At 68.1% G+C, this 24,252-nt stretch carries 25 protein-coding genes; 15 read left to right on the top strand and 10 right to left on the bottom strand.

Annotation, left to right across the window (positions count from 1 at the left end; all coding sequences use genetic code 11):
- Positions 1-106 precede the first annotated feature (106 nt).
- The 10 genes from AAN986_RS19355 (at position 107) to AAN986_RS19310 (ending at position 11,367) form a co-directional block, all read left to right on the top strand.
- The gene (locus tag AAN986_RS19355) at positions 107-1,009 is read left to right on the top strand and encodes a LysR substrate-binding domain-containing protein (protein WP_349335441.1); all 903 of its coding nucleotides are present in this window, start codon (positions 107-109) and stop codon (positions 1,007-1,009) included.
- Positions 1,010-1,306: 297 nt separating this feature from the next.
- Complete coding sequence (gene msuE, locus AAN986_RS19350; protein WP_349335440.1) at positions 1,307-1,888, top strand: FMN reductase; 582 nt, start codon at positions 1,307-1,309, stop codon at positions 1,886-1,888.
- 337 nt (positions 1,889-2,225) lie between these two features.
- Positions 2,226-3,419 (top strand): substrate-binding domain-containing protein, encoded by a 1,194-nt coding sequence (locus tag AAN986_RS19345; RefSeq protein ID WP_349335439.1) that lies wholly within the window; start codon positions 2,226-2,228, stop codon positions 3,417-3,419.
- 3 nt (positions 3,420-3,422) lie between these two features.
- Complete coding sequence (locus AAN986_RS19340; protein WP_046988338.1) at positions 3,423-4,205, top strand: ABC transporter ATP-binding protein; 783 nt, start codon at positions 3,423-3,425, stop codon at positions 4,203-4,205.
- Entirely contained in the window at positions 4,202-4,951 is a 750-nt protein-coding gene (locus AAN986_RS19335; RefSeq protein ID WP_016454051.1) for an ABC transporter ATP-binding protein, read from the top strand. The genes AAN986_RS19340 and AAN986_RS19335 overlap by 4 nt, the downstream gene beginning before the upstream one ends.
- Positions 4,948-5,940 carry a branched-chain amino acid ABC transporter permease gene (locus AAN986_RS19330; protein ID WP_016449610.1) on the top strand — a complete coding sequence of 331 codons (993 nt, stop codon included), beginning with the start codon at positions 4,948-4,950 and terminating at the stop codon, positions 5,938-5,940. The genes AAN986_RS19335 and AAN986_RS19330 overlap by 4 nt, the downstream gene beginning before the upstream one ends.
- Positions 5,941-5,953: 13 nt before the next feature.
- Positions 5,954-7,021, top strand: a complete 1,068-nt coding sequence (locus AAN986_RS19325) for a branched-chain amino acid ABC transporter permease (RefSeq protein ID WP_349335438.1) — start codon at positions 5,954-5,956, stop codon at positions 7,019-7,021.
- 52 nt (positions 7,022-7,073) lie between these two features.
- Positions 7,074-9,278, top strand: a complete 2,205-nt coding sequence (locus AAN986_RS19320; protein ID WP_349335437.1) for a 3-hydroxybutyrate oligomer hydrolase family protein — start codon at positions 7,074-7,076, stop codon at positions 9,276-9,278.
- A gap of 62 nt (positions 9,279-9,340) precedes the next feature.
- Positions 9,341-10,261, top strand: coding sequence for an alpha/beta fold hydrolase (locus AAN986_RS19315; protein ID WP_026062925.1), 921 nt, complete (start codon positions 9,341-9,343; stop codon positions 10,259-10,261).
- A 110-nt stretch (positions 10,262-10,371) separates the two neighbouring features.
- On the top strand, positions 10,372-11,367 hold the full coding sequence (locus AAN986_RS19310) for a rhodanese-like domain-containing protein (RefSeq protein WP_016449606.1): 996 nt from the start codon (positions 10,372-10,374) through the stop codon (positions 11,365-11,367).
- Between the two features lie 13 nt (positions 11,368-11,380).
- On the opposite strand, the gene AAN986_RS19305 is transcribed toward AAN986_RS19310, so the two are convergent.
- The 4 genes from AAN986_RS19305 to hemH all read right to left on the bottom strand — a co-directional run bounded on the left by AAN986_RS19305 (position 11,381) and on the right by hemH (position 14,973).
- Positions 11,381-11,554, bottom strand: coding sequence for a hypothetical protein (locus tag AAN986_RS19305; RefSeq protein WP_016449605.1), 174 nt, complete (start codon positions 11,552-11,554; stop codon positions 11,381-11,383).
- An 11-nt stretch (positions 11,555-11,565) separates the two neighbouring features.
- Complete coding sequence (locus AAN986_RS19300; protein ID WP_047218325.1) at positions 11,566-12,663, bottom strand: YeeE/YedE thiosulfate transporter family protein; 1,098 nt, start codon at positions 12,661-12,663, stop codon at positions 11,566-11,568.
- Positions 12,664-12,754: 91 nt separating this feature from the next.
- On the bottom strand, positions 12,755-13,729 hold the full coding sequence (locus tag AAN986_RS19295) for a rhodanese-like domain-containing protein (protein WP_047218326.1): 975 nt from the start codon (positions 13,727-13,729) through the stop codon (positions 12,755-12,757).
- A gap of 146 nt (positions 13,730-13,875) precedes the next feature.
- The gene (gene hemH, locus AAN986_RS19290; RefSeq protein ID WP_047218327.1) at positions 13,876-14,973 is read right to left on the bottom strand and encodes a ferrochelatase; all 1,098 of its coding nucleotides are present in this window, start codon (positions 14,971-14,973) and stop codon (positions 13,876-13,878) included.
- A gap of 91 nt (positions 14,974-15,064) precedes the next feature.
- On the opposite strand from hemH, the gene AAN986_RS19285 reads away from it, so the two are divergent.
- The 4 genes from AAN986_RS19285 to AAN986_RS19270 are packed head-to-tail and all read left to right on the top strand — an operon-like array spanning position 15,065 to position 17,614.
- Positions 15,065-15,835: an HAD family hydrolase gene (locus AAN986_RS19285; RefSeq protein ID WP_016449602.1), complete on the top strand. Its 771-nt coding sequence runs from the start codon at positions 15,065-15,067 to the stop codon at positions 15,833-15,835.
- A gap of 30 nt (positions 15,836-15,865) precedes the next feature.
- Positions 15,866-16,699: a DUF2189 domain-containing protein gene (locus AAN986_RS19280; RefSeq protein ID WP_047218328.1), complete on the top strand. Its 834-nt coding sequence runs from the start codon at positions 15,866-15,868 to the stop codon at positions 16,697-16,699.
- A 56-nt stretch (positions 16,700-16,755) separates the two neighbouring features.
- Complete coding sequence (locus AAN986_RS19275) at positions 16,756-16,968, top strand: DUF2788 domain-containing protein (RefSeq protein ID WP_046240878.1); 213 nt, start codon at positions 16,756-16,758, stop codon at positions 16,966-16,968.
- A gap of 19 nt (positions 16,969-16,987) precedes the next feature.
- Positions 16,988-17,614 (top strand): class I SAM-dependent methyltransferase, encoded by a 627-nt coding sequence (locus AAN986_RS19270; RefSeq protein WP_047218329.1) that lies wholly within the window; start codon positions 16,988-16,990, stop codon positions 17,612-17,614.
- Here AAN986_RS19270 and AAN986_RS19265 read toward each other — a convergent pair.
- The 3 genes from AAN986_RS19265 to AAN986_RS19255 form a co-directional block, all read right to left on the bottom strand.
- Positions 17,586-18,569: a tripartite tricarboxylate transporter substrate binding protein BugD gene (locus tag AAN986_RS19265; RefSeq protein ID WP_016454061.1), complete on the bottom strand. Its 984-nt coding sequence runs from the start codon at positions 18,567-18,569 to the stop codon at positions 17,586-17,588. The genes AAN986_RS19270 and AAN986_RS19265 overlap by 29 nt on opposite strands.
- A gap of 132 nt (positions 18,570-18,701) precedes the next feature.
- Entirely contained in the window at positions 18,702-19,565 is an 864-nt protein-coding gene (locus AAN986_RS19260) for an NAD(P)-dependent oxidoreductase (RefSeq protein WP_047218330.1), read from the bottom strand.
- A gap of 10 nt (positions 19,566-19,575) precedes the next feature.
- Positions 19,576-19,974 carry a carboxymuconolactone decarboxylase family protein gene (locus AAN986_RS19255; protein ID WP_012204485.1) on the bottom strand — a complete coding sequence of 133 codons (399 nt, stop codon included), beginning with the start codon at positions 19,972-19,974 and terminating at the stop codon, positions 19,576-19,578.
- 167 nt (positions 19,975-20,141) lie between these two features.
- On the opposite strand from AAN986_RS19255, the gene AAN986_RS19250 reads away from it, so the two are divergent.
- Complete coding sequence (locus AAN986_RS19250; RefSeq protein WP_016454064.1) at positions 20,142-20,825, top strand: GntR family transcriptional regulator; 684 nt, start codon at positions 20,142-20,144, stop codon at positions 20,823-20,825.
- Between the two features lie 39 nt (positions 20,826-20,864).
- On the opposite strand, the gene AAN986_RS19245 is transcribed toward AAN986_RS19250, so the two are convergent.
- From AAN986_RS19245 to hpnD, 3 genes are all read right to left on the bottom strand, one after another.
- Entirely contained in the window at positions 20,865-21,884 is a 1,020-nt protein-coding gene (locus AAN986_RS19245; RefSeq protein ID WP_034367499.1) for a tripartite tricarboxylate transporter substrate binding protein, read from the bottom strand.
- A 123-nt stretch (positions 21,885-22,007) separates the two neighbouring features.
- On the bottom strand, positions 22,008-23,396 hold the full coding sequence (hpnE, locus tag AAN986_RS19240; protein WP_047218331.1) for a hydroxysqualene dehydroxylase HpnE: 1,389 nt from the start codon (positions 23,394-23,396) through the stop codon (positions 22,008-22,010).
- Positions 23,393-24,238 (bottom strand): presqualene diphosphate synthase HpnD, encoded by an 846-nt coding sequence (gene hpnD, locus AAN986_RS19235; protein WP_349335436.1) that lies wholly within the window; start codon positions 24,236-24,238, stop codon positions 23,393-23,395. The genes hpnE and hpnD overlap by 4 nt, the downstream gene beginning before the upstream one ends.
- Positions 24,239-24,252: the final 14 nt, after the last annotated feature.

Below are 24,252 nucleotides of genomic sequence, written 5' to 3'. Positions count from 1 at the left end.
CTCCGTTTGTTGGTCTTGCCTGCCCGCAGGGGGCAGCGTTATCAAGGGCGCCATCCTATGCAGGGGCTGCTATTCTGTGAATTGCAACTTTTGGAGGGACTGTTGCATGCAGCGCATCAAATTCGACATGGGGGAGCTGATCGCCTTCGTGACCACGGCCGAGAAGGCCAGTTTTCGCCTGGCCGCAGAAGCGCTTTTCCTGTCGCCGCCTGCCTTGAGCCGGCGCGTGGAGCGCCTGGAGTCGGTGCTGGGCGTGCGGCTGCTGGAGCGCACCACGCGGCAAGTGAAGCTGACCGAGGTAGGCCATGAATTCCTGCAGGAGGCGCGCCGGGCCCTGGCCGGCCTGGACGAGGCCGTGCAGCGCGTGGATGACCAGGTCAAGCTGCGCCGTGGCCGGGTGACGGTTGCCTGCGTGCCTTCGGTGGCCACCAATCTGCTGCCCCCGGTACTGAAATCCTTTGCCGTGGAGCAGCCCGATGTGCAGGTGCACGTCATCGACGAGAGCGCGCACCAGGTGGTGGAGGCCGTGCTGCGCGGGGAGGCGGATTTCGGCCTGAGCTTCACGGGCAGCCAGGAGCCGTCGCTACGCTTTGAGGCGCTCACGCGCGAGCGCTATGTGCTGGCCATGCCGCGCAGCCATGCCTGGGCCGGGCGCAGCCAGGTGGAATGGGCCGAGCTGGCGGGCAAGCGCCTGGTCTCCGTCTCCCACCAAAGCGGCAACCGGCTGCTGCTGGACCAGGTCATGGCCGGCCTGCCAGAGCAGCCCGTGGCCTGGCACGAATGCAACCACGTCACGGGCGCCCTGGCCCTGGTGGAAGCGGGCCTGGGCCTGGCCGCCGTGCCCCAGCTGGCCCTGCGCCAGGACCATGCCCAGGTCTGCGGCGTGCCGCTGACCGCGCCCGATGTGTGGCGCACGCTGGGCCTGCTGCAAAGGCGTGACCGCGTGCTGGGGCCTGTGGCGCAGGCGTTGCGGGAGTGCCTGGTGCAGGCTCACGAAGCGGGCCGCTGAGCGTGAATGCCGGTTCGGCAACGGTTCGCTTGTGCGCGATGCAGATGCCCGCCTCGCTTGTGACCCGGATGCTCCCCCGAACAGCACCGACGGGGCAGGTTTAAGGCTTTATATGAGTTTTGATCATGTAATTGTGAGATAAAACCATTTTACTTCATTGATTTGGCTCCATATCATCCGCTCCCATTGTTCGTTTGCATTTTGGGAAGCAGTCATGGTCATCACTTCACCTCGGACCGCATGGTCGCCACAACCGGCTCCCGCGTTGAACCCCGGCCATCTTGCGTGAGAGCAGCAATGACACGTCCACTTCGTCTGGTCGCCGTATCCGGCGGACTGCAGCGCCCCTCCAAGTCTGCCGCCCTGGCAGAGCATCTGTCTGATCTGATCGCCGACGAAGTTCCGTGCGAACAACGCCTGGTGGAACTGGGCCAGCTCGCGCCGCAGCTTGCCGGCGCGGTGTGGCGCTCGCAGTTGCCCGAGAGGGTGGAGCGTGAGCTTGCGGCGGTGGAGCAGGCGGATGTGCTGGTGGTGGCCACACCGGTCTTTCGTGGCGCCTACACCGGACTGTTCAAGCACTTCTTCGACTTCGTCCACCAGGACGCCTTGATCGACAAGCCCGTGCTGCTGGCGGCCACCGGTGGCAGCGAGCGCCATGCCCTGGTGATCGACCACCAGTTGCGGCCGCTGTTCAGCTTCTTCCAGGCGCGCACGCTGCCCCTGGGCGTCTACGCGACCGACAAGGATTTCGTGGACTACCGCCTGCACGACGAGGCCCTGCTACAGCGGGCCGCGCTGGCGGTTCAGCGGGCATTGCCGCTGGTCGAGCTGAGGCAGCGCACCATGCCCCATCTGGCCGAATCAGCGGCTGTTGCCTGAAGAAAACAACGGTTTTCTCTCCACGCCCATGGGCCTCCTGAACTCATGAAGCTGCTGGCCGGCCAGGACGTGATGGTGGGCCAGGCGCAGGGGAACATCCCAGGAATTCATGGTTTGCCCTGTATCGGATTCAGGCAGCTGTCTTGGAAAAAGACACTGAATCTGTTCAATGGCCAGACACTTTCGGCCCTGGCACGGGCTGCCTGGCCCCGGGGGCACAAGGCCGTCCCTGTCTTGGTGCCGCCTGGGCGTGCCTGGCACAAAGCATGCATGGTCCCCTTGCAAAACGGCAGGCCCAGCCAGGCCATCAAGCCGCAAACCCCAAAGGAGACAAACCATGCACCGCCGCCCCTTCCTCCATTGCGCCATCGCACTCGCCGCCATGGCCGCTGCAGCTCCTGCTGCACTGGCCCAGCAGGGCGAGATCCGCATTGCCCACGTCTACAGCAAGACCGGCGCGCTGGAGGCTTATGGCAAGCAGACCCAGGCCGGGCTGCTGATGGGGCTGGAGTACGCCACGGGCGGCAGCATGGCGGTGAATGGCAAAAAGCTGGTGGTGATCGAGAAGGACGACCAGGGCAAGCCCGACCTGGGCAAGAGCCTGCTGGCCACGGCGTATTCCGATGACAAGGCCGATCTGGCCGTGGGGCCCACGTCGTCCGGCGTGGCGCTGGCCATGCTGCCGGTGGCCGAGGAGTACAAGAAGATTTTGCTGGTGGAGCCGGCCGTGGCCGATTCGATCACGGGCGACAAGTGGAACAAGTACATCTTCCGCACGGGCCGCAACTCCAGCCAGGACGCCATCAGCAATGCGGTGGCCATCGACAGGGCGGGCGTGACGATTGCCACGCTGGCCCAGGACAACGCCTTCGGCCGCGACGGGGTGAAGGCCTTCAAGGACGCCATCAAGAAGGGCAAGCTGGCGCATGAGGAGTACCTGCCTGCCGCCACCACGGATTTCACGGCAGGGGCGCAGCGGCTGATCGACAAGCTCAAGGACCAGCCGGGCAGGAAGATCATCTGGATCGTGTGGGCCGGGGCGGGCAATCCGTTCAAGATCGCGGACATGGATCTCAAGCGCTACGGGATCGAGATCGCCACGGGCGGCAACATCCTGCCCGCCATGGCGGCCTACAAGAATCTGCCGGGCATGGAGGGCGCCACGTACTACTACTACGGCATTCCCAAGAACCCGGTGAACGAGGCGCTGGTGTCCATGCACTACAAGCAGTACAAGACGCCGCCGGATTTCTTCACGGCGGGCGGTTTCTCTGCGGCCATGGCCATCGTGACGGCGCTCAAGAAGACAGGTGGAGACACCAAGACCAACACGCTGATCAAGGCCATGGAGGGCATGAGCTTCGACACGCCCAAGGGCCAGATGACCTTCCGCAAGGAAGACCACCAGGCCCTGCAGAGCATGTACCACTTCAAGATCCGCGTGGACCCGGCGCTGGCCTGGGGCGTGCCCGAGCTGGTGCGCGAGATCAAGCCCGAGGAGATGCAGGTCCCCATCCGCAACGGCCGCTGAGCAATGTTGCGCACAGAGGATCTGACCATCCGCTTCGGGGGCCATGTGGCCGTCAACGGCGTGAGCTGCGCTTTCGAGCCGGGCACGCTGACGGCCATCGTGGGGCCCAACGGGGCGGGCAAGACCACGTATTTCAACCTGATCTCGGGGCAGCTCAAGGCCACGGCCGGGCGCGTGCTGCTGGGCGGGCGCGAGCTGACGGGGCTGGCCCCTTCGGCGCGCACGCGGGCCGGGCTGGGGCGGGCGTTCCAGCTCACCAATCTGTTCCCGCACCTGAGCGTGCTGGAGAACGTGCGCCTGGCCGTGCAGGCGCGCGACGAGGGGCCGCACCGGCGCGGCCTGAACCTATGGAGCATCTGGAGCGACCACCGGGCATTGACGCAGCGGGCGCTGCACATCCTCGACCAGGTGGCCCTGTCCGCCCGGCGCGACGAGGCCGTGGCCGCGCTGCCGCATGGCGACCAGCGCAAGCTGGAGGTGGCCTTGCTGATGGCGCTGGAACCCCAGGTCTATATGTTCGACGAGCCCACGGCGGGCATGAGCCATGACGAGGCGCCGGTGATCCTGGACCTGATACGCAAGCTCAAGCAGGACCGCAGCAAGATCATCCTGCTGGTGGAGCACAAGATGGATGTGGTGCGCGAGCTGGCCGACCGCATCATCGTGCTGACCAATGGCACGCTGGTGGCCGATGGGCCGCCGGCCGAGGTCATTGCCTCGCCTGTGGTGCAGCAGGCCTACCTGGGTGTGGTGCCGGAGCAGGGCACCGTGAAGGAGGCCGCATGAGCGCTGCCGCCAACCTCAACCCAAACCCCAACCTGCTCGAACTGTCGGGCGTGCACACGCATATCGGGGCCTATCACATCCTGCATGGCGTGGACCTGGCCGTGCCGCGCGGGCAGCTGACCATGCTGCTGGGGCGCAACGGCGCGGGCAAGACGACCACGCTGCGCACCATCATGGGCCTGTGGCGGGCCAGCCAGGGGCGCATCGCCTTTGGCGGGGCCGACATCACGGCCCTGCCCACGCCGGCGATTGCGCGGCTGAACATTGCCTATGTGCCCGAGAACATGGGCATCTTCGCGGACCTGACGGTGCAGGAAAACCTGCTGCTGGCCGCGCGCGGCGCCTCGCGCGCCGACCGCATGGACGCGCAGCGGCTGCAGTGGATCTTCGGCATGTTCCCGGCCGTGGAGAAGTTCTGGAACCACCCGGCCGGCAAGCTGTCGGGCGGGCAAAAGCAGATGGTGGCGGTGGCGCGCGCCATCGTGGAGCCGCGCGACCTGCTGATCGTGGACGAGCCCAGCAAGGGCCTGGCACCGGCCATCATCGAGAACATGATCGCGGCCTTCGCCCAGCTCAAGGCGGGCGGCACGACGATTGTGCTGGTGGAGCAGAACCTGGGCTTTGCGCGCCGCCTGGGCGACCGCGTGGCGGTGATGGACAACGGCCGCGTGGTGCACGCGGGCGGCATGGCCGAGTTCTCGGCAGACGCGGCGTTGCAGCAGTCGCTGCTGGGGCTTTCGCTATGAACAAGCTGAACAGGCTGGATGTGGATTTCAAGCCGCTGCTGCTGGTGCCCGTGCTGGCCCTGGCGGCGCTGCCGCTGGTGGGCTCGGGCTCGACCTGGCTGACGCTGACGGTGGCGGGGCTGGCCATGGGGATGATCGTGTTCATCATCGCCTCGGGGCTGACGCTGGTGTTCGGGCTGATGGATGTGCTGAACTTCGGCCACGGCGTGTTCATCGCGCTGGGTGCCTTCGTGGCCACCAGCGTGCTGGGCGCCATGGGCGACTGGACGGGGTCGGACCAGCTGTGGCGCAACCTGCTGGCCGTGCTGCCGGCCATGGTGGTGGCCATGCTGGTGGCGGGTGCCATCGGGCTGGCGTTCGAGCGCTTCATCGTGCGGCCCGTGTACGGCCAGCATCTCAAGCAGATCCTGATCACCATGGGCGGCATGATCATCGGGGAGGAGCTGATCAAGCTCATCTGGGGCCCGCAGCAGATTCCGCTGCCGCTGCCCCAGGGCATGAAGGGCGCCTGGCTGCTGGGCGATGCCGCCGTGGAGAAGTACCGCGTGGTGGCCGTGCTGGTGGGGCTGGCGGTGTTTGCCCTGCTGGCCTGGACGCTGTCGCGCACCAAGATCGGCCTGCTGATCCGCGCGGGCGTGCAGGACCGCGAGATGGTGGAGGCCCTGGGCTACCGCGTGCGCCGCCTGTTCGTGGGCGTGTTCGTGGCGGGCTCGGCCCTGGCCGGGCTGGGCGGGGTGATGTGGGGCATGTACCAGCAGAGCGTGGTGCCGCAGATGGGCGCGCAGGTCAATGTGCTGATCTTCATCGTGATCATCATCGGCGGGCTGGGCAGCACGGGCGGGGCGCTGATCGGCGCGCTGCTGGTGGGGCTGATGGCCAATTACACGGGGTTCCTGGTGCCCAAGGTGGCGCTGTTCTCCAACATCGCGCTGATGGTGGCCATCCTGCTGTGGCGCCCGCAGGGCGTCTATCCCGTGGCCAACCGCTGAAGGAGTGATCGACATGCTCAACCGATTGCTTTCCGGCGACATGCCGCGCAGCCGCGTGCTGGCGGTGCTGCTGCTGTTGATCTTCCTGGGGCTGGCGGCGGCGCCGTTCGTGTTCCCTGGCGTGAAGGCGCTGAACGTGGCGGCCAAGGTGCTGATCTTCGTGGTGCTGGTGGCCAGCTTCGATCTGCTGCTGGGCTATACCGGCATCGTGAGCTTTGCGCACACCATGTTCTTCGGCATTGGCGCCTATGGCGTGGCGATTGCATCGTCGCGCCTGGGCGCGGGCTGGGGCGCTCTGGCGCTGGGCCTGGGCGCGGCGCTGCTGGTGTCGCTGCTGCTGTCGCTGGCCATCGGCCTGTTCTCGCTGCGCGTGCGGGCCATCTTCTTTGCCATGATCACGCTGGCCGTGGCGGCGGCATTCCAGACGCTGGCCTCCCAACTGTCGGAATGGACGGGTGGGGAGGACGGCTTGAGCTTCAAGCTGCCCGAGTGGCTGTCGCCCAGCTTCGAGCCCTTCGAGAATGAGGTGCTGGGCGTGCTGATCGACGGGCGCATCATCACCTACTACCTGCTGTTCGTGCTGGCTGTGGTGCTGGTGCTGGCGCTGCTGCGCATCGTCAATTCCCCGTTCGGCCGCGTGCTGCAGGCCATCCGCGAGAACGAGTTCCGCGCCGAGGCCATCGGCTACCGGGTGGTGGTGTACCGCACCCTGTCCAGCGTGCTGTCGGCCCTGTTCGCCTGTGTGGCCGGGGCCATGCTGGCGCTGTGGCTGCGCTATAACGGGCCCGATACCTCGCTGTCGTTCGAGATCATGATGGACTGCCTGCTGATCGTGGTGATCGGCGGCATGGGCACCATCTATGGCGCGGCGATCGGCTCGGTGCTGTTCCTCATCGCCCAGAGCTATCTGCAGGACCTGCTGCGCGTGGCCAGCGAGGCCGCGCACAGCCTGCCCTGGCTGGCCGCGCTGCTGTCCCCCGACCGCTGGCTGCTGTGGCTGGGCGTGCTGTTCGTGTTGTCGGTCTACTATTTCCCCACGGGCGTCGTGGGGCGTCTGCGTTCTTCCCGCGCCGGAGCCTGACCAGGGCCCCTGGCGCATTCGTGCATCAGAGAACTACCACAAGGAGATGGGCATGTTGAAGCGTGAAGAGATGGTGTCGTCGATTCCTGCAACCCCCTGGCGCTGGGCCTTCACGGCGCTGGCGGCGGCCGCGCTGGCAGCCTGCGGCAGCGGCGAGCATGAACCCAGCAACGACCTGCCCAAGGGCTTTACCGAACTGGGCGCCACGGTGTATCCGGCCACGGCCACCGGCACGGGCGCCACGGCGGCCACGCAGGACTTGCTGACGGGCGGCCTGGGCAAGACGGGCCTGGGCGCCGCAGCCGCGCCCCTGTACGCGGACCCTGCCAATCCCACGGCGGCGGAGCTGCGGCGCAATGCGCTGTACTCCAACTACCGGGGCATCCTGGACCCCACGGCGGGCGGCGGCTACGGCACGCTGTACGGCCCCAACATCACGGCAGACGGGCAGGTGACCACGGGCGAAGGGCTGATCCCCGGGCGCGAGTACCTGGCCGTGCTGGACGACGGCACGGGCCGCAAGCAGACCATGGTGGCCGTGCAGGTGCCGGACAGTTTTGACCGCAACCGGCCCTGCATCGTGCTGGGCCCGTCCTCTGGCTCGCGCGGCGTGTATGGCGCCATCGGCACGGCGGGCGAGTGGGGCCTGAAGAAGGGCTGCGCCGTGGCGCTGACCGATGCGGGCAAGGGCGTGGGCCTGCACAACCTGAGCGACGACACCGTCAACAAGCTGGACGGCACGCGCGCCACGCGCACGGATGCCGGCAGCCTGTCCTTCTTTGCCGCGCGGCTGACCGATGCGGCGCGCGCCGCCTACAACGCTGCGTTTCCCAACCGCATCGCCATCAAGCACGCGCACTCCCAGCAGAACCCTGAAAAGGACTGGGGCAACGACACGCTGGCCGCGGCCCGCTATGCGCTGTACGTGCTCAATGCCCGCTATGGCACCACGCAGGACCCCGTGCCCTTCGGCAAGGACAACACGCTGGTGCTGGCGGGCTCGGCCTCCAACGGCGGCGCGGCCGTGCTGCGTGCGGCCGAGCTGGATACGGACGGCCTGATCGACGGCGTGGTGGCCTCCGAACCCGTGACCGAGATGCCCACGCGCCAGGGCTACACGATTGCCGTGGGCAATGCGACCATGCCCAACCCGGGCCGCACGCTGGCCGAGTACACCACCTACGGCAACATCTACCAGCCCTGCGCGGCGCTGGCTCCCGATGCGGCGCTGACCGAGACCTCGATCTTCAACTACATAGGCCTCACCGCCATGACGGCGCGTGCCGAGGCACGCTGCACCAGCCTGGCCGCCAAGGGCCTGGTCATCGGCGCCACCACGGCCGACCGCGCCGCCAATGCGCTGAGCAAGCTGCGCCTGTACGGCTGGACGCGTGACCACGACCGCATGCACAACGCCCACTACGCGCTGGGCAACGGCCCCATCCTGTCGGCCATGTACACCATGGCCTATGGCCGGTTTGGCGTGGATGCCAACCTGTGCCGCACCAGCTTTGCGGCCGCCAATGCCACGGGCGACGTGGTGCCCGCCACGGGGGCCGCGCTGGCCCAGAGCTTTGCCACGGCCAATGGCACGGCCAACGGCACGCCCGCCACGGTGGTCTACAACGACTCGGTGGGCGGGGCCAAGGCCTGGCAGTTTGCCGTGTCGCCCTCCACGCGCGTGGCCGACCTGGGCCTGGACAACGCGCTGTGCCAGCACGCGCTGGTGACGGGCTTCGATCCGGTGACCGGCTTCAACCTGTCCGAGAGCAGCGTGCCCACGCGCGCCCAGAGCGACGCCGTGCGCGCCGGCATCAACGAGGTGCTGCATACCGGCAGGCTGCGCGGCAAGCCCACCATCATCGTGGCGGGCCGCAGCGATGCGCTGGTGCCGGTCAACCACAATGCGCGCGCCTACACGGTGCTCAACCGTGGCCTGGATGGCTCCAGCACGCGGCTGCGCTATATCGAGGTGGTGAATGCCCAGCACTTCGATGCCTTCCTGCCGTTCTCGGGCTTCGACACGCGCTTCGTGCCGCTGCACCCGTACTTCAACCAGGCCATGGATGCCGTGTGGGCCAACCTGCGCAGCAGCACGGCACTGCCGGCCAGCCAGGTGGTGCGCACCACGCCGCGCGGCGGCCAGCCGGGCGCGGCGCCTGCCATCACGGCGGCCCAGGTGCCGCCCTTCGTGACGCGGCCCGCAACGGCCAACACCATCGAGGTCAGCGACGGGCTGATCCGCATCCCTGAGTGAGCCAGGCCCCGGGGCGGCCGGCTGCCACGGCGGCCGGCCGCTCCTGCACAGAGATTTCTTCCATGGCTTCCACAGCATCACCCTCGTCCGCATCCCCTTTTGTTGCCGTGCCGGATTCCCGCTACGCGCACTGCTCGGGCTATGAGATCCACTACATGGACTGGCAGCCTGCGCCCGGCGCGGAGCCTGCAGGTACGGTCATCGCCTGGCACGGGCTGGCACGCACGGGGCGCGACATGGATGCGCTGGCGCAGTTCCTGGCGGGGCAGGGCTGGCGCGTGGTCTGCCCCGACACGCTGGGCCGGGGCCTGAGCCAGTGGAGCCGCGCGCCGCGCGAGGAATACCGGCTGGGCTTCTACGCCCGCATTGCGCGCGGGCTGTTCGATGCGCTGGGGCTGGAGCGCGCGCATTGGGTGGGCACGTCCATGGGCGGGGCCATCGGCACGGTCTGCGCCTCGGGCCTGTTCGAGCCTTCGCTGCGCGCACGCATTGCGACGCTGGTGCTCAACGACAATGCGCCGCAACTGGCCGAGTCAGCGCTGGCGCGCATCAAGGCCTATGCGGGCGAGCCGCCGGCCTTCGACACCGTGGGCGAGCTGGAGGCCTTCTTTCGCCAGGCCTACCGGCCCTATGGCTGGCTCGGCGAGGCCGAGTGGCGCAAGCTCACCGAAACCAGCGTGCGCCGCCTGCCCGATGGGCGCGTCACGCCGCACTACGACCCGGCCATGATCGAGCAGTTCACGGCCCATGACGACGACTACGGCATCTGGCCGCACTACGACGCGCTGGAGATCCCCGTGCTGCTGCTGCGGGGTGTGGACTCGGACCTGGTGCTGCCCGAGGTGGCCAGGGAAATGACCACGCGCGGCCCCGGCGCGCGCGGCCTGCTGCACTGGCAGGAGGTGCCCGGCTGCGGCCATGCGCCGGCGCTGAACGTGCCCGCGCACTGGCAATGGGTGCTGGAGCATCTGCAGCGCGGCTGAGCATCAACCCGGGCCGGGCGCGGATGTTGCAGCCGCGCTAGCATTTGCGACGGGTGCAGCCTCGCCTTCTTTTTCGGGTGCGGGCACCGTCTGGGCAAGAGAGGCCTGACATGGGTTTTCTGGTGGAGCTGATCCGTGAGTACGGCTTCGGCATCGTCTTTCTCAATGTGTTCGTCGAGCAATTGGGCGCGCCGATTCCGGCCTACCCGGTGCTGGTCGTGACCGGTGCGCTGGAAGGCGCCGACTGGGTGCGCCTGCTGTGGCTGGTGGCCGTGGCCGTGAGCGCGGCGCTGATTGCCGATCTGTTCTGGTACCAGGCCGGCAAGGCCTACGGCCACCGTGTGCTGGGACGCATCTGCCGCATCTCGCTGTCACCCGATGCCTGCATCCGCCAGACCGAGACCGTCTACGGCCGCTGGGGCGCAAGGTCGCTGCTGGTGGCCAAGTTCGTGCCGGGCTTCGCCTCCATCGCCAGCGCGCTGGCCGGCGTGATGGGCACGCCGCTGCGCAGCTTCGTGCTGTATGACGGGCTGGGTGCGCTGATCTGGGTAGGGTCGGCCGTGTACCTGGGCTCGCTGTTCAGCTCCACGGTGGAAGACCTGCTGGGCGTGCTCACCGCGCTGGGCCAGTGGGGTCTGTTGCTGCTGGCCGTGGCGCTGGGGCTGTTCATCGTGCGCAAGTGGTGGCAGCGCCACCGCATGGTGCGTTCATTGCGCATGCCGCGCATGTCGGTGCGCGAGCTGGCGGGCCTGCATGCCCAGGGCATGCAGCCCACGGTGATCGATGTGCGCGCCCTGCCGCAGTACCGCCAGGGCCATATCCCGGGTGCACAGTCCTGGGAGCTGCGCCCGCGCGATGGCGGCGAGTCGCATGCGCACCTGCTGCCCCAGCACGACCATCCCCACGGGGTGGTGGTCTATTGCGACTGTCCCAATGAAATCTCGGCCGCGCGGCTGGCGCGCCAGCTGCAGCGCGCGGGCTTCGCCAACGTGCGCCCGCTGGTGGGCGGCCTCAAGGCCTGGCAGGCGGCTGGCTTCGACGTGGAAACCGCGCCGCTGCCCGTGACGGCTGGCGCGGATGAGGGGCCGGCGCCCAGCGTCCCCTGACCTTAGCCTTGGTCTATTTGCCCGCCGGCATCGAGCAATGCCCGCCTTGCGTGGCCTTGCCCGATCCGGCCGCGATCAGCGGTGCCTCGAAGCGCAGGTCCACGGGGGGCGAGTGCAGGTGGTCCCAGGCCAGGAAGAGGACGAGCACGGCCCAGAAGACCGCGCGCAGGCTGTTCTGTTGTGTCATGGCGGGTCCTTTCAGAAATTGAAGTGGCGGCGGATGCGCAGGCCGAAGATGGTGCCGGCAAAGGCCAGCGGCACCCAGATCCAGCCGTGGATGCTGCCCGTGGAGATGCCCGAGAGCATGGCGCCCACGTTGCAGCCGAAGGCCAGGCGCGAGCTGTAGCCCAGCACCAGGCCGGCCACCAGGGCCACCATCCATTGCGTGCCCGTGAGCGGCTTGGCATTGACGGGCTTGGCGGCGGCCACCCACAGGGCGCCGCCCAGGATGCCGATGTTGGTGATGCTGGTCACGTCCAGCAGAACGGTCTCGTGCAGGCGCGCGGCGTTGCCGGGCTGGCTCCAGAACCAGTTGCCGGCCAGGTCCACGGCGCCTGTGGCGTTGGCGATCTTGGCGGCCCACAGGCCGAAGCCGTAGACCACGCCCCAGGGCTGGCCCGCAATGACGAGGTTGAGCGTGGCCAGCACGGCCAGCAGCACCGCGCCCACCACCCACTTGCGCACGAACAGCGGCTTGGCCGGGCGCTTGAGTGCCACGTTGGCGCCACGCACATACCAGGCCACGCCCAGCGCGACCACGGCCAGCGCCGCCAGCGTGGCCAGCAGGGCAGGGGCCCAGCCCCAGGCCGTGACCAGGCCCACGGGCTGGGTGTTGCCCAGGTCCAGCCACCAGCCCAGGTGCAGGCTGCCCAGGAAGCTGCCGATGGCAAACACGGGCAGGATGGCCGCATTCATGGGAATGCCCATGCCGGCCTTGTACAGCGTGCCGCTGCCGCAGCCGTCTGCAATCTGCATGCACAGGCCGAAGACGAAGGCACCCACCAGCAGGCTGATGCTGGGCGGGCCCAGGGCAGCCGTGAGTTCGGGATAGTGGCCCAGCAGCGGCATGGCCAGGGCGGCGGCCAGCGCCAGCAGCAGCAACTGGCCGAAGACGCCGCTGGCGTCCTTGTCCTCGATCAGCATGCGCCAGCCCGTGGTGAAGCCGAAGCGCTTGCCGGCCAGCACCGCGCCCAGGCCCAGGCCCACGGCGAACAGCGCGGCCTGGCGCACCGAGACGCTCCACAGCAGCCAGCCAAAGAAAACGGCCAGGATGGCCGCAAGAGGAAGTCGTTTCATATCATTTTTCTCCATGCAGTCGCCCTCCCCCGCGAAGCGGGTAGAGAGGCGCCGTGCCACGGGGGAAGGCGCGAAGCGCCTCAGGGGGTGTTTACTTGAACTTTTTTTCCCACCACTGCTTGGCGTCGTAGGCCAGGGATTCGGCGCGGCCGGGCTGGTTGGCCATGGGCGGCGCATCGGCCTGCTGCGTCCAGTCCACCATGGAGCCCGCATACAGCTTGACGCCCGGCAGGCCTGCGACTTCGGACAGGCCGAACCAGTCGGTGGCTGCCCAGTGGCCGGTGTTGCAGAAGGCCACCATGTCCTGACCCTGCTCGCGCTTGACCTTGGCCGCAATCTGCTTGGCCGTGGCGGTATCGACAAAGGTGGAGGTGCCGGGCACGAACCACTGGTTGAAGTCCAGCTGCTGCGCGCCGGGCAGGGTGCCCGAGAGCTTGGCGGCGGGTGCGCGCGTCTTGCCCTGGTAGAAGGCGTCGGGGCGCGAGTCCACCAGGGCGGCGTTGCTGAGCCTGACGTGCTGGCCCACGTCCTCGCGCGTGGCGATCAGGCTGGTGTCGAGCTGGGGCTGGTAGCTGCTGCGAGCGACTTTGACGGCCTCGTTGTCCTGCGGGAGCTTTTGCTCGTTCCAGGCCTTCATGCCGCCGTTGAGCACGGACAGCTCCTTGAGGCCCAGCAGCTTGAGCGTCCAGTACACGCGCGCTGCCGCGCCGAAGTCGGTGGCGTCCGCGCCCGAGGAGACCACGATGGCGTGGGTGGCGGGCGTCAGCCCCAGGGACTGCACGAGTTCGGTGAGCTTGGGCAGCTCCGGCAGTTCACCAGGGTTGGTGGCGGGGCCGCGCCATTTGCCGTAGGGGGCGTTGAGCGCGCCTGGGATATGGCGCTCGCCATAGGCCTTGGGGTCGCGGATGTCGATGATGCGCACGGCGTCCTGGCCGGCGGCGGCCTGCACGCCGGCAGGGGTGAGCAGGGGTTCGGCGGCGTGGGCCGTGCCGAAGGCGGTGCAGGCGAGGCCGAGCGCCAGCAGCGGGGCCGCCAAGTGCAGAGCGGGGGAAAAGGTCTTGGTCATGATGGCTGAGGCCGATCATGGAAGACCGGCGGAACAAGCAACTGGAGTGCAATTGTCCCGCTTGCAGCATCTATATACAAAGACGCTTATGCATTCTGCTCATGAGGCAGGGTTATATGGCGCGGCGCAGAAGATGCAGAACGGCCTCAGCGCTGTGCGCCCACGGCCTTGGCGCGCTCCAGGCTGGCGTCGAGTTCGGCCTGCGGCGCCTTCTGCGTGGGCCAGCCCTGCATATGCTGCTGGGCGATGCGGCTCAGCGCCGTGATCCAGGGCGCGCTGTCGTTGAGGCAGGCAATGAACTCGAACTGCTCGCCACCGGCATGCATGAAGGCTTCGCGCGCTTCCTGGCTGATTTCCTCCAGCGTTTCCAGGCAGTCGCTGGTGAAGCCGGGGCAGACCACGTCCACGCGCTTGGTGCCGCTGCGTGCCAGCTCGATCAGCGAGGGCTCGGTATAGGGCTCCAGCCATTTGGCCTTGCCAAAGCGCGACTGGAAGGTCACCAGGTATTGCGAGGGCGACAGGCCCAGGCGCTCGGCCAGCAGGCGTGCGGTCTTGCGCGATTCGCAGTGGTAGGGGTCGCCCAGGTGCAGCGTGCGCTCGGGCACGCCGTGAAAGCTCATGACCAGTTTCTCGCCACGGCCGTTGCCGCGCCAATGGGCCTCGATGCGCTGGGCCAGCGCGTCGATGTAGGAAGCGTCGTCGTGGTAGCGGTTGACGAAGCGCAGCTCGGGGATGTGGCGCTGGGTGCGGCCCCAGTCGTAGACCGCGTCGAACACGCTGGCCGTGGTCGTGCCCGAGTACTGCGGGTACAGCGGCAGGATGAGGATGCGCGTGGCGCCTTCGGCCTTGAGGGCATCGAGCACGCTGGGGATGGACGGGTTGCCGTAGCGCATGGCATGGCGCACCAGCACGTTGTGCCCGGCCTCGCCCAGCCAGCCGCGCAGCAGCAGGGCCTGGCGCTCGCTCCAGTGCTGAAGGGGGGAGCCGTCCTTCTCATGCCAGACGGTGGCGTACTTGGCAGCCGACTTGGCCGGCCGCGTGCGCAGGATGATGCCGTGCAGGATGGGCAACCAGGCAATCCTGGGGATCTCGACCACGCGGTCGTCGCCCAGGAACTGCGCCAGGTAGCGGCGCACGGCCGGGGCCGTGGGCGCGTCGGGCGTTCCAAGGTTGCACAGCAGCACGGCGGTGCGCTGGGGTTGGTCGTGGCGGAATGGGGGTTCTGGCGCAAAGCGGGATGGCATGGCCCCGATTGTGGCAGGACGCGGCGGCCTGCCATGCGAGCCCGATGACCCGGCGGCAGCCTGCAGCGGCTGCCTTCGCTATGCTCGGACCATGTCCCAAGCCACCACCGCTCCCCTCGCCGAATCCTCATTTGCCCCTGCACTGACCGCCTTGCAGCAGTTGCGCCGCAGCGGCCGCATCCGCGCCATATCCATCGATCTGGATGACACGCTGTGGCCTGTGTGGCCGGCCATCTCGCGTGCCGAACAGGTGCTGCTGGACTGGCTGCACACCCATGCGCCGGCCACGGCCGCGGCGCTGCGCGACGTGGCCGCCGTGCGCGCCATCCGCGTGCAGATCGAGCGCGATCGTCCCGACCTGGCCCATGACCTGAGCGGCCTGCGCCGCGAGTCCATCCGCCTGGCGCTGCAGCGCAATGGCGACGACGGCGCGCTGGCCGAGCCGGCCTTCGATCTTTTCTTTGCCGAGCGCCAGCGCGTGGACCTGTACGAGGACGCGTTGCCCGCCCTGCAGTTCCTGGCCGCGCGCTGGCCCGTGGTGGCGCTGAGCAACGGCAACGCCAGCGTGCACGTGGTGGGCATTGGCGAGCATTTCCATGCCGCGCTGAGCGCCAGCAAGGCCGGCATGGCCAAGCCCGATGTGCGCTTTTTCCACGCGGCAGCGGCGGCGGCTGGCGTGGCGCCTGACGAGGTGCTGCACATTGGCGACGACGCGCGGCTCGACGCGCTGGGCGCCATGGATGCGGGTATGCACGCAGTCTGGCTCAACCGCACGGGCGTAGCATGGCCTCACGAGGGGTCCACGCCCCACGTCACGGTGGCCAGCCTTGCGCAGTTGTGCCAGGGGCTGGCTGACAGCTGACCCTGCCTGCCCGCGAAGCCGCGCCACGCCATGCCCATCAGCCACAGCACAGCTTTCCTCCACCCCCCCGTCCTCCCCGCCGTGCGCAGCATCGGCTGGAAACACCCCCTGAGCTGGCTGGCGCGTGGCGCGCGCGACATGGCCAGGGCGCCCTCGCTGAGCCTGGCACATGGCCTGGTCTTGACCTTGATCGGGTTTTTGATCTTGACGCTGGGGCACAATCGCTTTTGGCTGATGGCCGGTGCCCTGTCGGGGTTCCTGATCGTCGGCCCTGTCGTGGCAACCAGCCTCTACGCCATCAGCCGTGCGCTGGAGCGTGGCGAGGCTGCCGATCTGTCCCTGGTGCGGCGCACCTGGACGCGCTGGCAAAACGGCCATGCGGCCAAGGCTGAGGGGCAGGGCGGCTACTGGTGCCTGGTGCAGTTCGGGCTGCTGCTGTCGCTGGCGGCCACGGGCTGGGTGCTGGTGTCGGCCTCGCTGATCACGGTGCTCTCGCCCGTTCGCATCGCCACTCCGGCGGATTTCGTGCAGCACGTGGTGCTGGCCCGCGACGGGCAGTTGTTTGCGATATGGCTGGCGCTGGGCAGTTTTCTGGCAGCGCCTATTTTTGCGTCCAGCGTGGTGGCCATGCCGCTGATGCTGGACAGGCGGGTGACGGTGCGCCAGGCCGTGCTGACCAGTTGGTTGGCCGTGCTGGCCAACCCTGTGCCTCTGGCACTGTGGGCCGCCCTCATTGTGTTGTTGACCCTGCTGGGCCTGGGCAGCTGGCTGCTGGGACTGGTGGCCGTGATGCCTCTGCTGGGGCACGCGAGCTGGCACGCGTACCGCGATCTGGTCGATGCGTCGGCCTTTCCGGCGCGTTGAGCCGGGCGGGCCCGGACCGGCCGGGCCTGCAGGGGAGGATGTAGGACGGTGTTGTCGTGATATTCGGGTATACAGAAGAACAGATCGCCCATTTCTTCCTCACCTATGGCGTGGGGGCCTTCATCCTCTTCATGGTGTTCATCATCCTGCAGCTGGCGCGCCAGTCCAAGGCAGGAAAGTTCGGCACCTTCGTGATCTTCCTGGGCCTGGGCGTGGGCTTTGTGGGCTACATCGCCAAGATCGTCATCCAGTGGTGGATGGAGAGATGACGCCGCAGGCGTCACACCCATGAGTTGGACGGACTACTACCGCTTTACCGAGGGACGCAAGATATCTCCCCTGCTGGTGCAGGCGCTTGACGCGTTGGCGGGTGATACGGCAGATAGAGCGGCCATCGATCTGGGCTGTGGCGCGGGCCATGAGTGCCGCGTGCTGCTCAATACCGGCTGGCGCGTCCACGCCATCGACAGCGAACCTGCGGCCATCGAGGGCTTGCGCCCCCTGGCATCGCAGGCGTCCGGCGCTTTGACGCTGCAGGCTTGCCGTTTCGAGGATCTTTCCTCTTTGCCTGCAGCGCATCTGATCCACGCTGGGCTGAGCCTGCCCTTTTGCCATCCTGAGTACTTCGATGCGTTTTGGTCGCTGGTGCGTTCTGCGCTGCGTTCGGGCGGTGTGTTCGCCGGTCATTTTTTCGGGCCGCGCGATGCCTGGGCCGATTCGCAGTCCATGAGCTTTCATTCGCGTGATCAGGTCTTGCGCCTTTTGGATGGCATGGAGCTGTTGGCCTTCAATGAGTTCGATGGCATGGCCCCCAGCATGCGGGGCCCCAAGCACTGGCATCGCTTTGATGTCGTGGCCCGCAGGCCGGTGCCGTCGTCGTGCGGCGTTACTCGGCCTTGGCCCCCGCAGCCTTGATCACCGGGTCCCAGCGCTTGATTTCGGCGGCGGTGTGCTGGCGCAGGGCGTCGGGGGTGAGGCGGTCTGCGGGCGGGATGATGACGCTCATGTCCGTGAAGCGCTTGACCAGGGCGGGTTCGGCCAGGGCGGTGCGCAGCGATTTGTTGAGGCGCTCGATGACGGCCTGGGGCGTGCCTCGCGGGGCGTAGAGGCCGTGCCATACGGCAAGCTCGAAGCCGGGCTGGCCTGCCTGCGCGAAGGTAGGCACATCGGGCAGGGAGGGCAGGCGTTCGCGCGTGGCGACGGCGTAGCCCTTGAGCATGCCCGCCTGTATGTGCGGGCCGGTGGCCACGGGCTGGTCGCAGATGACATCGACATTGCCTGCCACCAGGTCCTGCAGGGCCGGGCCCGTGCCACGGTAGGGCACCAGGGTGGCCTCGGTGGAGGTGGTCTGCAGCAGCAGCATGGCGCACAGGTGGGAGGTGGCGCCTACGCCGGCATGCGAGAAGCGCACTTCGCCCGGTTTGGCCTTCATGTGGGCGATGAAATCCGCCAGCGTGGCGGGCGCAAAGCCTTTGCTGCGCACCAGGATCATGGGTACGTCGCCGGCCAGCGCGATGGGTTCCAGGTCGCGCCTCACATCGAAAGCGAGCTTGCTGTAGAGCGCGGGTGCCGTGGCAATGCCCATGTTGTGCAGCAGCAGGGTGTGGCCGTCGGCCTGGGCACGTGTGACGCGGCTGGTGCCGATGGTGCCACCGGCGCCGCCCAGGTTCTCGACGATGACCTGCTGGCCCAGGTCGCGCGTCATGGCCTCGGCCAGCACGCGGGCCAGTACGTCGGTGGAGCCTCCGGCCGCGTAGGGAACGACGATGGTGACGGGCTTGTTGGGGAAGGCCTGGGCGGCAAGGCTGGCCGCTGCCAGCGCGGCGGCGAGAAGGGTCTGGGCGAGGGGATTGCGGATGAGGGGGCGCATGGGTTTGTCTCCTGGAGGCGCGTGCAGGGGCCGCCGGCTCTGTGCGGCCGGTTGTCGGTGGCGTGTTTGGTGGCGTGAGGCAGGAAGGCAAGGGCCGCATGCGGCCCTTGACGACGGCGAGACGGCGCAGGCTCAGGCCGGGGCCACGTACCTGTACAGCTCGGTGTGGTCGGCGGCGGGTCCCAGGGACCTGGATGCGTCGGCCGCCATGGCGCTGACCTGTTCGGCCAATGCCATGGGCGTGTGCATGGCCTGGCCCAGCGACAGGGCGATGCCCACGTCCTTGGCCTGCAGCGCCAGCGAGAAGCCCGAGTTGAAGGCGCCGTTCAGCATGAACTGGTGCGCCTTGTTTTCGGTGGTGTTGTTCTTGCCGGTGGAGGCATTGATCACGTCCACGATGGTGGCCGGCGCAATGCCGAAGGCCGCGCCTGCGTGGATGGCCTCGGCCGTGGCGATCAGGGCCGCTGCCGAGACATAGTTGTTCAGCGCCTTGAGCGCATGGCCTGCGCCCACGGGGCCGACATGGGTGATGGCCTGTCCCATGCGCTGCAGCAGCGGCAGGTGCTGGGCGAGCAGGTCCGCATCGCCCCCGACCATGATGGACAGCGTGCCCGCAATGGCGCGCTTGACGCCGCCGGAGACCGGCGCATCCAGCAGCCCGATGCCGCGCTCGCCCAGCAGGCCGGCCAGCGCACGCGTGCGGTTGGGGTCTGCCGAGCTCATGTCGATGATGCAGGCGCCGGGCGGCAGGTGCGGTGCCAGTTCACCGACCACGGCATCGACGATGCGGGAGTCGGGCAGCATGGTGAAGACCACGCTGCAGCCGGCAAAATCGGCCGCGCCGGATGCCACGGCCACGCCCGCATGCTCCTGCGCGAATCGTGCGGTGGCGGCGGGCACGGCGTCCCGGATGACCAGGGCGTGCCCTGCGGCGTGCAGCAGGTGGGCCATGGGCTGGCCCATCATTCCGAGGCCGATGAATCCTATGGTGGTCATGCTGCGTGCCTCAGATGTCCATCTCTTTGAAGACTTCCGAAGCCACGCGGAAGGAGTCGATGGCGGCGGGCACGCCGCAGTAGATGGCGGTCTGCAGGAAGACCTCCTTGACCTCTTCCTTGGTCAGGCCGTTGTTGATGGCGCCGCGCACATGCAGCTTGAGTTCATGGGGGCGGTTCAGCGCCGTGATCATCGCCAGGTTCAGGAAGGAGCGCGTCCTGCGGTCCAGGCCGGGGCGGTTCCAGACATCGCCCCAGCAGTACTGGGTGACCAGTTCCTGCATGTCGATGTTGAAGTCCGTGGCGTTCTGGATGGACGCATCGACATACTCGGCGCCCAGCACCTCGCGGCGAGTGGACAGGCCCTGGTCGAAGAGGGCGGGGTTCTTGGGTGCATAGGCTCGGGTCATGAAAACTCCTGATGGAAGGCGGTGAGGGTGTCTTTCGGTGGAGTGGATTTAATCAGATTGTCAGACAATCCTACTTGATGAAAATCAGGATTGCCTGCCGGGCCAGGTGTGTGTATGACAATCCGTCAGTCCGTCCGGCCCCTGGATTGGCGGGTAGGATTCGTCCCATGAACCAGATGTTGCGTGTCCCCCGCGAAGAAACGTCGCTGCGCCTGCGCACGACGCAGACCCTGCGCACGGCCATCCTCGATGGCGTGTTTGCGCCGGGCCAGAAGCTGTCCGAGCGCGAACTGTGCGAGAGCCTTGATGTGAGCCGTTCGTGCCTGCGCGAGTCGCTGCAGCACCTGCAGGCCGAGGGGCTGATCACCATCGTTCCGCACCGGGGCCCCGAGGTCACGGACATCTCGGTGCAGGAAGTGCGCGATATCTACGAGGTGCGGGCCAGCCTGGAGGGGCTGGCCAGCCGGGGCTTTGCGCTGCATGCCTCGGCAGGCCAGCGCGCCGCGCTGCGCGCCAAGCTGGGCGAGCTGGCCGTGCCCGCCGTGGCCAGCGACAAGGTGGCCCTGCTGGCGATCAAGAACCAGTTCTACGACATCCTGATCGAGGGCTGCGGCAATCTGGTGGCCGGCCAGATGCTGCGGCAGCTGAACAACCGCGTGACGGTGCTGCGGCGCATCTCCATGTCCCAGCCCGGGCGCCTGCCGCAGACGCTGGCCGAGCTGGATGCCATCGTGACGGCAATAGAGCAGGGCGACGCGGACCAAGCCGCGCGCCTGAGCGCCGAGCATGTGCAAAAGGCCAGCCAGGGCGTGTTGCGCGCCATGGCCGAGAAGGCTGGCCCGGCCAGCTGATGCCGGGGCCTGCGCCTGGGGGTGTCAGTCCGTGTGCGCTCAGTCCGGCTTGACCTGGGCGCGCTTGAGCACCTTTTGCCAGCGTGTCTGCTCGGAGGCAATGAACTGCGCGAACTGCTGGGGCGTGCTGCCGATGGGCTCGGCCGCATCGCCCTGCAGGCGCTTGAGCGCGTCGGGCGCCTTGACGGCCTTGGCGCACTCGGCGGCCAGCTTGTCCACGTGGGCTCGGGTCATGCTGGAGGGGGCGAGCATGCCGTACCACTGCGTCATCTCGAAGCCCGGGAAACCCTGCTCGGCCACGGTGGGCACATCGGGCAACTGGGGCAGGCGCTGGGTCGATCCCGTGGCGATGCAGCGCACCTTGCCTGCCTTGATGAAGGGCAGCAGGGCGGCGGCGCCGACCGAGGCGGCGTCCAGCCGGCCCGACATCAGGTCCGTCATCATGGGCCCCGTGCCGCGATAGGGCACGTGCAGCATGAAGATCTCGGCCGTCATCTTCAGGTACTCGAAGGCCAGGTGCCCGGCGCTGCCATTGCCGGCCGAGCCGTAGCTGAGCTGGCCCGGCTTTTTCTTGGCGTAGGCGATGAGTTCGCGCAGGTTCTTGACCGGCACATCGGGGTGGACCACGTACAGGCTGGGCACCTTGGCCAGCAGGCTGACGGGCTGGAAGTCCTTGTTGGCGTCGTAGGGCAGCTTGTCGAAGATGTAGGGATTGACGGCCAGCGTGCCGATGTGGCCCAGGATGACGGTGCTCTGGTCATCGGCGCGCGCCACTTCCTGCATGGCGATGTTGCCGGCCGCGCCGGGCTTGTTGTCCACGAAGACGTTCTGGCCCAGGGTCTTGGACAGCTCGGCCGCCGTGGAGCGCGCCACGATTTCCGAGCTGCCGCCCGGCGCAAAGGGCACGACAAAGCGGATGGGCCGTGTGGGCCAGGCATCCTGCGCCAGCGCGGCCGCAGGCAGCAGGCCAGACAGGGCCATGGCGCCCGTGCCGGCCAGCAGTTGGCGGCGGCCGAGCGGGGGCAGGTCTGCGTGGTGAAGAAAGTCGCGCGAAGGCATGTCTGGTCTCCTGGCTATCGTTGTAGTGAATGGGCAGCGGATGCGGCGCCAGCGATGGTGGCGCCGGCGGCTGTCAATCTGCTGTCAAACCAGGGTCTGCAGGCTACGGAGATACCCGGGGGATCAGGCTTTTCCCTCGGCTCCCAGGGCCTGTCCGATGGCCTCGGCCGCCTGCAGGCCGCTGCGCACGGCGCCTTCGATGGTGGCCGGATACGGTCCATCCACATGGTCGCCGCAGGCCCACAGGCCGTGGCCCAACTCCATGCCGGGGCGCTGCAGCTGCGGCAGGCAGGCGAAGGTGGCGCGCTTGTCGATCACGGTGCGCAGCGCAACCAGTCCATGCCAGCCCAACTGCGCCTGGGCCTGGGCCAGCACCTGGGCCTGCAGGGTTTCGCGGTCCGATGCGCTGTCGCTGATGACGAAGGCCATCAGGCCCTGAGGGCCGCCGAGTTGCCCACGGTCGAAGACAAATTGCGCAGGGGCATCGGACGTGGAGCGCAGCGCCAGCCAGGGCGCGCCCGGGGGCAATGTGTGTGAGGCGTCAAAGGCCTGCGCATAGACGGTGGCAATGGGGCGGTGCTGCAGGTCCTGGGACAGTTGCGCCCAGCGCTGCAGGGCTATGCCGTCGCGTGCAGGCAGGCTGTCGTGCTCTGCGGCGGTGAGTGCCAGGCGCGCCGCCTCGGGCGCGGGGCAGGCCAGCAGCACGGCGTCGAAGGGCGCATCTTCGGCCTGGGCTGCGCCCAGCGTCCAGTGCGGTCCCTGGGGCTGCAGTTCGGCCACGCGGCTGCCCAGGCGCACGGCGTGGCCGCGCTCCTGCAGCCACTGCGCGGCCGGCGCCGGGAACAGGCTGCCCAGGTCACGGCGCGGCACCAGGAAATGCGAGCCGCCACGGCCGCTGAACAGCGCATCGCGCAGCACGCGAAGGAACACCGTGCCGCTGGCCAGGTGAATGGGCGTGTTGAGTGCCGAGATGCACAGCGGGTCGATGAACTCGCTGACCAGGCGCTGCGGCAGGCCGGCGCACAGGTCGGCCACGGTGGCCTGCGGCGCGCAGCGAAAGCCCGCCAGCCGCCAGCGCACGGCGCGCGCCAGCAGGGCTGCACGCTCGCCCAGGCTCCAGCCGCGTGCGGTGGCGATGCCGGCCAGCGCATCCAGCGGCGCAGGCCAGTCGGGAAAGCGCAGGCCGCTGCCATCGATATAGGGCAGGGCCATGGGCTGGCGGTGCAGCGCCCGTTCAGGGTCCACGCCCACTTCGCGCATGAGGCGCAGGCTTTCGGTGTAGGCACCGATGAGGATGTGCTGGCCGTTGTCCACGCGCAGCGGGCCCTGTGGCGTGTCGAGGTCCATGCCGCGTGCACGGCCGCCGGGCTCGCGTGCGGCCTCGTGCAATGTGATGTGCCAGCCGCTGCGCGCCAGCGTGAGGGCGGCCGCGAAGCCGGCCCAGCCGCCGCCGAGGATGGCGGCGCGCGGCTGAGCGGCGCGAGGCGTGTCCTTGGCGCTGGCTCTGCTCACCGCGCCATGCGTCCCAGCGCCTGCATCTTCCAGGCCAGCCACAGCTTGCGCAGCGGCGGCAGGCTGATGCGCTGGTGCAGCACGCGGAAGTCGTCGGCCTCGATCTCGCGCAGCAGGGTGCGGTAGATGCTGGCCATCATCAGGCCGGGCTTTTGCGTGCGGCGGTCGGCCGCGGGCAGCAGGGCCAGGGCCTCGTCGTAGAGGCGGTGGGCGCGCTCGGCCTGAAAGCGCATCAGCGCGGTGAAGCGGTCCGAGTATTCGCGCTTGGTGATCTCATGCGCCTTGACGTCGAACTGCTGCAGCTCGCTGATGGGCAGGTAGATGCGTCCGCGCATGGCGTCCTCGCCCACGTCGCGGATGATGTTGGTCAGCTGGAAGGCCAGACCCATCTTGTGGGCGTAGGCGGTGGTTTCTTCCTGTGTCTGGCCAAAGATGCGCGCGGCCACTTCGCCGACCACGCCTGCGACCAGGTGGCAGTAGCGCGCCAGGCCCGGGAAGTCGAGGTAGCGGGTCTGCTCCAGGTCCATGCGGCAGCCGTCGATGACCGCCTGCAGGTGGCGCTCTTCGATGGCGTAGACCGGAGCGTGCGGCATGAGCGCCCGCATCACGGGATGCGAGGGCTTGCCTGCAAAGCCCTGGTGCACTTCGTTTTGCCACCAGCCGAGCTTGGTGGCGGCCACGCCGGGGTCGGAGACTTCGTCCACCACGTCGTCCACTTCGCGGCAGAACGCATAAAAGGCGGTGATGGCCGCACGGCGCTCGCGCGGCAGGAAGAGGAAGGCGTAATAAAAGCTGCTGCCCGAGGCGGCAGCCTTGTCTTGGACGTACTGATCCGGATTCATATGGGGCGGGATTG

The sequence above is a fragment of the Delftia sp. DS1230 genome (assembly GCF_040112715.1).
GTDB lineage: Bacteria > Pseudomonadota > Gammaproteobacteria > Burkholderiales > Burkholderiaceae_C > Comamonas > Comamonas tsuruhatensis.
This window is presented reverse-complemented; position numbering and strand designations above follow the sequence as displayed.